The 7,542-nt window shown below is 63.6% G+C and carries 6 protein-coding genes; 3 read left to right on the forward strand and 3 right to left on the reverse strand.

Going from position 1 to position 7,542, the window contains the following annotated elements:
- Nucleotides 1-402 precede the first annotated feature (402 nt).
- Nucleotides 403-1,428, forward strand: coding sequence for a ferrochelatase (gene hemH, locus NW809_RS09190; protein WP_011429913.1), 1,026 nt, complete (start codon nt 403-405; stop codon nt 1,426-1,428).
- Nucleotides 1,429-1,597: 169 nt separating this feature from the next.
- The gene (locus NW809_RS09195) at nt 1,598-2,935 is read left to right on the forward strand and encodes a CCA tRNA nucleotidyltransferase (RefSeq protein ID WP_414401989.1); all 1,338 of its coding nucleotides are present in this window, start codon (nt 1,598-1,600) and stop codon (nt 2,933-2,935) included.
- Here the strand turns inward: NW809_RS09195 and NW809_RS09200 are convergent.
- A complete protein-coding gene (locus NW809_RS09200; protein ID WP_414401990.1) occupies nt 2,932-3,663 on the reverse strand; it encodes a response regulator in 732 nt (243 codons plus the stop codon). The genes NW809_RS09195 and NW809_RS09200 overlap by 4 nt on opposite strands.
- A gap of 275 nt (nt 3,664-3,938) precedes the next feature.
- On the opposite strand from NW809_RS09200, the gene NW809_RS09205 reads away from it, so the two are divergent.
- Nucleotides 3,939-4,841, forward strand: coding sequence for a 4-hydroxybenzoate solanesyltransferase (locus NW809_RS09205; protein ID WP_414401992.1), 903 nt, complete (start codon nt 3,939-3,941; stop codon nt 4,839-4,841).
- 16 nt (nt 4,842-4,857) lie between these two features.
- Here NW809_RS09205 and NW809_RS09210 read toward each other — a convergent pair whose 3' ends face one another.
- Both NW809_RS09210 and NW809_RS09215 read right to left on the reverse strand, forming a co-directional pair.
- Complete coding sequence (locus NW809_RS09210; protein WP_011429909.1) at nt 4,858-6,759, reverse strand: R3H domain-containing nucleic acid-binding protein; 1,902 nt, start codon at nt 6,757-6,759, stop codon at nt 4,858-4,860.
- A gap of 15 nt (nt 6,760-6,774) precedes the next feature.
- The coding region (locus NW809_RS09215; RefSeq protein ID WP_414401991.1) for an LdpA C-terminal domain-containing domain at nt 6,775-7,542 on the reverse strand (768 nt) is incomplete at its 5' end.

The following is a 7,542-nucleotide window of genomic DNA, read 5'->3' on the forward strand; positions in this document are numbered from 1 at the left end:
TGGAGCTTAAGGGCGTTGAGGATCTTCTCCGGCGTGTTTTGGTTGACCCAGTTCAAGGCCTGCACAAAGGCGTCCAGCGTCGCATCTAACTTGGCGGCTTGCGACTCCGATAGGACTCCGTCCCGCTAGCGCGAACAGTTCGCAGGAAATAGTCAAGACTTGGGTCATGCTGTCACTATACATCAACAGACCGCATTCCTCCCGACGCTCGGCTGCGCCAGAGCGCGGGGCTCCTGCGGTTTCTAGCTGACACCGGGCGGAGCAGTAGGGGAGGAGGGGGGATCCCTGGCTAAGGATGGGGGCCGAGAGAAAGCTGAGAAAGGTTGCAAGAAAACTTAATGCCCCTTCCCCGCTGGGGGGCAAGACCTCCTACAGTGGATAAGGAAGGTCATTGGGTTTGTCATGTCCAAAAGCGGCGTGCTCCTGCTGAACTTGGGGGGGCCAGAGACCCAGGCTGATGTGCAGCCCTTTCTCTACAACCTCTTTGCCGATCCCGAGCTGATCCGCCTGCCCTTTCCCTTTTTGCAGAGGGCTTTTGCCTGGGCCATCTCCACGCTGCGGGCGCCCAAATCCCGGCGCAACTACGCGGCCATCGGGGGGGGATCCCCTTTGCGGCGCATCACCGCCGCCCAGGCACAAGCGTTGCAGGCTCAACTGGTGGCGGCGGGCTACGACGTGCCGGTGTATGTGGCCATGCGCTATTGGCACCCGCTGATCGAGTCGGTGGTGCAGCAGATCAAGTCGGATGGGATCACCCGCCTGGTGGTGCTGCCGCTCTACCCGCAGTACTCCATCAGCACCACCGGCTCCAGCTTCAAACTCCTGGATCGCCTCTGGGCCGAAGACCCGGAGCTGGCCCGCATCGAGCGCCGCCAGATCTGCTCTTGGTACGACCAGCCCCAGTATGTCCAGGCCATGGCTAGGGCCATCCGGGAGCAGTTGGATGCCTTCGAGGATCCGGCAGGGGTGCATGTGCTCTTTAGCGCCCACGGCATTCCCGAAAGCTATGTCACCCAGGCCGGGGATCCCTACCAGCAGGAGATGGAGGCCTGCGTCCAGCTCATCTGGCGGGAAGTTGGGCGCCCCAATCGCCACACCCTCTCCTATCAGAGCCGGGTGGGCTCGGTGCGCTGGCTGCAGCCCTATACCGAGACGGTGATCCCAGAGCTGGGAGCGTGCGGGGTCAGGCAACTGCTGGTGGTGCCGATTAGCTTTGTGTCGGAGCACATCGAAACCCTGCAGGAGATCGACATCGAGTATCGGGAGCTGGCCCACCAGGCTGGGATCCGCGAGTTTCGCCGCGTGCCCGCGTTGAATGCCGACCCGCTGTTTATTGCCGGGCTGGTGGCGCTGGTGCGGCCCCATCTGCTCACTTCAGCACCTGCTTTTGTACCGGCGGCGGTGGGCGGCTCGCTGCTGGAGCGATAGCTAAAAGGGATCCAGGCCGCGAGCGGGCCTGGGCAAGCGAGGGTCAAATCCCCAAAAGCAATCGCTTGTTTTTGCGCAGCGGTCAGGTGAGGGTACGGCCTGTCTGGTTGCTTGCGCTCTGGGGATCCTAGCCCTTTAGATCATCGAAGTCTCCCCCCTGTGCACATCGATGAGCGAAGCCCTGCTGAGCAAGTGGCTGCTGACCTATTTCCGCCAACGGCTGCCCTTTCCCAAAGAGTGGCTGCCCCAGAGGAGCTACTGGGTGGGGGGATCCCTGCGGGATGCCTATCTGGCTTGGCTGCGGGGCCAGGCTGGAGACTTCAAGGGGCCGGTGGATCTGGATTTAATGTGTCCGGCGGATCCCGTGGGGTGGGCGGCGGGGGTGGCGCGGCGGCTGAAGGCCGGCTTTGTGGTGCTGGATGCGGAGCGACAGATTGCCCGCATCGTGCTGGGCCAAGGAGGGGCTTCCACCCCCACAGCGGCGACGGTGGACGCGGCCCTGCAGGTGGGCCCCACCCCGGAGGCAGATCTGCGGCAGCGGGACTTCACCTGCAATGCCCTGGCTCTGGAACTGCAGGAGGGGCACCTGTTGGATCCCACGGGGGGGCGGGCAGACATTGAGCAGAGGTGTCTGCGCATGGTTCACCCCGACAACCTCAGTGCCGATCCGGTGCGGCTGTTGCGGGCCTATCGCCAGGCAGCTCAACTGGGGTTTGCGCTGGATCCGGCCACGGCAGAGGCGATTCGTCAGCGGGCCCCCCTTTTGGCCAGGGTGGCGGCAGAGCGGGTGCGGGCCGAGGTGGTGACCTTGTTGGAGACGGGGATCCCCGGCTTGGCCCACCTGCAGGCAGCGGTGGCGGCAGGTCTGCTAGCGGCTTGGCTGCCCCGCCTAGCGCCCCAGAGCCCCGGCTTTGCCCAGGCCCAAGCGGTGTGGCAATGGGCCGAGATCTGGCAGCTTCAGTATCCCCGCACTCTGGCGGAGCTGGCCCAGCCTTTGGCGGATCGGCGCGGCGGCCTGTTGGCAACGGTGTTGGCAGCCCTGCTGTGGGATCCGGCGGGCACCCCTGCCGAGACGGTGGAAGCCGAGCTGGAACGGCTGCGCTTTAGCCGCGCCGAGATGCGGGCCATCCAGAAGCTGCACCAGCTTCTACCCCTGTTGCAAACGCTTCTGACCCATTCCCCCACTCCCGGACAACAGTGGCGGCTCTATCACCAGGCGGGATCCCTCTTCGGCGGCCTGGCCCTGCTGGCAGCAGCCACCGGCAGCAGCCCCCAAGAGATAGAATCCTGGCTCCGGCGCTACGAAGATCCCCAGGATCCCCTGGCCCATTTGGTGCCCCTGCTGGATGGGAACGACCTGCTGCACAGCTTGGGTGCTAAACCCGGACCCTGGGTGGGCCAGTTGCTGCAGGCTCTACAGGAGGCGCAGGCCGCGGGGCAGATCCAAACCCGCGCCGAAGCCCTCTCTTTTGCCCGCCGCTGGCGTGAGAGGAGTTCCCAACCCTAGCCAAAGCGATAGCCGAAGCCGCGCACCGTCACCAAATACTCTGGGTTGCTGGGATCCAGCTCCAACTTTTCCCGCAGCCAGCGGATGTGGACGTCCACGGTTTTGCTGTCGCCCATGAAGTCGGATCCCCAGATGCGCTCCAAGAGCTGTTCCCGCGTCCAGACGCGGCGAGGGTTGGACATAAACAGCTCCAGCAGGCGGAACTCCTTAGGCGAGAAACTCACCTCCACTCCCCGCACCAAGACGCGACACTCTTGGGTAAACAGGCAAATATCCCCGTAGCGGAGCACCGTGGCCTCGCTGGCGTGGGACTGCTGCCGACGGCGCAACACGGAGCGACAGCGGGCGATCAGCTCCCGCATGCCGAAGGGCTTGGTCAGGTAGTCGTCGGCTCCCAGCTCCAGGCCCACCACCCGGTCGGTCTCGCTGCTTTTGGCCGTCAGCATCAGGATGGGGATGGTGTTGCCCTCCCGGCGCAACAGCCGGCACAGATCCAAGCCGTTCAAGCCGGGCAGCATCAAATCCAAGATCATCAAATCCAGCCGTTCGGCCGTGTGAACCAGCTCCAGCGCTTGTCGACCATCGGCGGCCTGCAAAACTTGGTATCCCTGTTCTTCGAGAGCAACGGCAACGGTTTCTCGGATTGCATCCTCATCGTCCACCACCAGCAGAGTCTCCAGAAGGGGAGGAGCTTCCTTGACTTGAACTTCGGGAAGTTGACTGGTCATGGAAAGGGTTGCTTGCATGGCAGACTCCGTCTCGCTTGCGCGAACGGCCTCACAGGGGAAAAGCAGCAAAGTTCATCACCCTCAACAGCAGCCCCCCGCTAGGATATCAAACTTCTCAGGCTGGCCAATAGTGGGAAAAGAGGAGCCAAATGCTGGCCAAAAAGTAGAGACGGCGAGGGTGACGACAAGGGTTCCAGGGCGGGCCAGTTTAGGATGATTTAAGATCGGTGCGGAGCTCCATTCCTCTCGGCAACTGGCCCTCTTTCGACCTGGCTATGTCTGCCTCTCCTTCTGCACTCTGGGCCACTGGCGGAGCGATTTTACGGCTGTTGCGCTGGCATAAGCCGGCAGGGCGGCTGATCCTGATGATCCCGGCTTTGTGGGGGGCTTTTCTGGCCGGACGGGGAACGCCGCCTTGGCCGCTGGTGGGGATCATGATTTTGGGCAGCTTGGCCACCAGCGGGGCGGGCTGTGTGATCAACGACCTCTGGGATCGGGATTTGGATCCCTTGGTGGAGCGCACCCGCAACCGCCCCTTGGCCAGCCGCGAACTGACCGTTGCCGTCGGCATCGTGATGGCGCTGCTGACCTTGGCCTGTGCGGCGGGGCTGGCGCTTTTTCTCAACCCGGTCAGCTTTGCCCTCTGTGTGGCGGCAGTGCCGGTGATCCTGCTCTATCCGGGGGCTAAGCGGGTGTTTCCCGTGCCCCAACTGGTGCTAGCCCTGGCCTGGGGATTTGCCGTGCTCATCAGTTGGACAGCGGTGAGCGGCCAAGATCCCCACACACCCCTGTGGGAGGAGGGGCTGGGCTGGCTGTGGCTGGCCACGGTGTTGTGGACGTTGGGGTTCGATACGGTCTATGCTCTATCGGATCGAGAGGACGACGAACGGGCCGGGATCCACTCCAGCGCCCGCTTTTTTGGGAGACAAACCCCAACGGCGGTGGGGCTGTTTTTCTTGGGCGCCGCCCTTGCCCTCTTGGGGGTGGGGATCAGCCTGCAGTTGCACGCGGTCTATTTCCTTAGCCTGGCAGTTGCCGCCGCTCTCTGGGGCCGGCAAACCTGGCAGCTTCACCAGGTCAATCCCCCTCCCACTCTCTACATGGCCATCTTCGGCCAAAACGTCCTCCAGGGCTTCATTCTCTTGGCAGGGATGATCGCCGGATCCCTGCTGGCCTGAGGAACCCTGGCTGGAGCTAGTTGGGATAGATGCGCAGGCGGCGGTTGGGCTCTTCGCCGAAGCTCTGGGCCCGCAGGTGATAGTGCTCCACTAGCTGGTGCTGCAGCTTGCGGATCAGAGGGGAGCGGGGCAGCAATTCCACCGGCTGGGACTTGGGAATGACGATCTGCTCTACCGCCAGCCGGGCCTCCTCCAAGGCTTCCGTTTCGTCGCCCGAGCTGGCCCGAATGAACAGCTCTAGGTCGGAATCGGAGCCGTCCTCGCTTTCGATGTTGAGGATGTGACGCAGGGCGCGGGCAAGGGCGATCAGGGTATTGGCCTTGACGGTGTGAATCGGGATTTGGCGGGCGTGGGCCAGTTGCTGGATCTTGGAGCGGCTGCGCACCTGGGATCGCAAAGCCAAAACAATATCTGCCTCATCCAGATCTTTGGTGACATCCGCCGACAGCTTCAAAGTCTGGATCACCTGCTCGAGATGGAAGCGGCTAACCCCGTAGGGATAGATCCTCAGCGGCCCATCCAGATCCCGTTGCCGTTCTGCCAGGGCAGCCGCAGCAGGTTCCTCCCAGTCGGCATCCTCTTCCGCCTCAGCCCTGGACTCTGCCTTGGGGCTGGCCATAACTTGAGGCTCAGCACGGGATCCCGCTGCTGCTGGCGGGACAGATTCCTCCCCCTTGGCCGAAGGCGAGCCAGATTCGCCGGGCTGGCGCAGACGAGTTTCACTTGGTTCTAGGGGCAGAGCTTCCATCCGCCCAGAACGGCGCCATCCCCCCCGCTCCCGTGTTGGGGACAGGGTGCTGCCGGCAGGGGGGGGCCACTGGGGCCCAGACAGGGTGGGGCGCTCGATCACCACTTGGCCGCGTTCGTCCAGGCTGCGCAGTTGCACCAGCGGCTCGCGGTTGCGCAGGAGGCGATCCACAGTGGCCGCCACATCTTCGTGGATGACCCAGCGATCCCGCTCCAGCATCTCCACCGCAATCTCAAACGTGGGGGGGGCCTTCCGCTCCAAGACGCTCTTCTGGCAGCCCCGCCGCCGCGCCTCTTCGTCTCCGAGCGTGACCGACTGGATCCCGCCAATTAGGTCGGAGAGGGTGGGGTTTTTGATCAGGTTGTCGATGCGGTTGCCGTGGGCAGTGGCCACCAGTTGCACCCCCCGTTCGGCGATGGTGCGGGAGGCCAGAGCCTCCAACTCGGTGCCGATCTCGTCGATCACCACCACTTCCGGCATGTGATTTTCCACCGCCTCGATCATCACCTTGTGCTGCAGCTCCGGGCTGGCCACCTGCATGCGCCTGGCCCGGCCAATCCCTGGGTGGGGCACGTCGCCATCGCCGGCAATTTCGTTGGAGGTATCGATGATGATGACCCGTTTGTGCAGCTCGTCCGCCAGCACGCGGGCAATTTCCCGTAAGGCGGTGGTTTTGCCCACCCCTGGGCGGCCCAGCAACAGCATCGAGCGGCCCTGCTCCACCAAATCGCGGATCATGCTGATGACGCCGATAACGCAACGCCCTACCCGACAGGTGAGGCCGATGATCGTGCCCTGGCGGTTGCGAATGGCGCTGATCCGGTGCAGAGTTGAGGCAATGCCGGCGCGGTTGTCGCCGCTAAACTCTCCCACTTGGCTGATGACCAGATCCAGGTCGGCGCGGGTGACCACCTCCTCCGAGAGGTAATCGGCAAAGCCGGGGAAGCGGGCTTCCGGGCGGCGGCCCAAATCCAGCACCACCTCTACCAGCCGATCCAACTGGGGATGCTGCTCCAGGCGCTGGCGGATGGAGGCGGGCAGAACGTCCAGCAGCTTGCCCAAATCGTCGTTGTAGAGGACTTGCCCGGGAAAAGAGGTGCGTTCGCTGGAGCGGTGCGGAGCACCTTCCCGATCCGCCGACGGGTTGAAGGGCTGTACTAAGAAACTCATGGTCGGGCAACGTTGTTAAACACTGGAAAAACAGGTTTGTCTGGGGGCCACCGCTCGTTGCTTCACTTGCTGCACCAACTGCTTGGCCACTGGGATCCCACCTGCCAATCCAGGCCCCCCCTCCAAGTAGGTGGCCACCAACTGTCGCGCATAGCTGCCGAAGGCCACCCCCGCCACCGGCCAACGGGGATCCAGCAGCGACACCGTTTGCCCATTGGTTCCTCCTGCCAACTGCACATAGCCGGGCAACCCCATGCTCAACACCTTTCGGGCCAACTTCAGAGTGGCCTTGCCGGCGCCAGCTCCAAGATCCCCGCTCATAGGCCGACCGTCCACCTGCCAGATCAACACCTCCGGCAAGGGATCCATCAAGGCCAGCAAATCCCGCAAATAGACCTCGAGGCCGGGACCATCGTTAAAGCTGATCGAGACGGCCCGCAGCCACCGCAGCCAGGGCTTTAGGGATCCCCACAATTGCGCGAATTGGCTCTGTCGACCGATACGGGTGTGGATTTCCACCGCCTCAACCCCCAGCTCTAGCAAGGACGGCAGGATCTCCGCCGCCGCAACCTGATAGCCTTGGGTGGCGATGCGTTGGTGGGGACACACCGGCTCACAGCGGCCACAGCCGTAACAGAGCTCTGCCCGGATGTGAACCTGGGTGGAAGTGCCTGCCCGGATCAGGGCGTGGGGCGGACAAACGGCTAGGCAGGGCTGCGGACAGTCGGCAGGACAGACGGGATCCGTCAGCACCGCCTTGCGAAAATGCACATCTTCGCCGTC

It is taken from the genome of Synechococcus sp. WC101 (assembly GCF_047461555.1).
GTDB lineage: Bacteria > Cyanobacteriota > Cyanobacteriia > Thermostichales > Thermostichaceae > Thermostichus.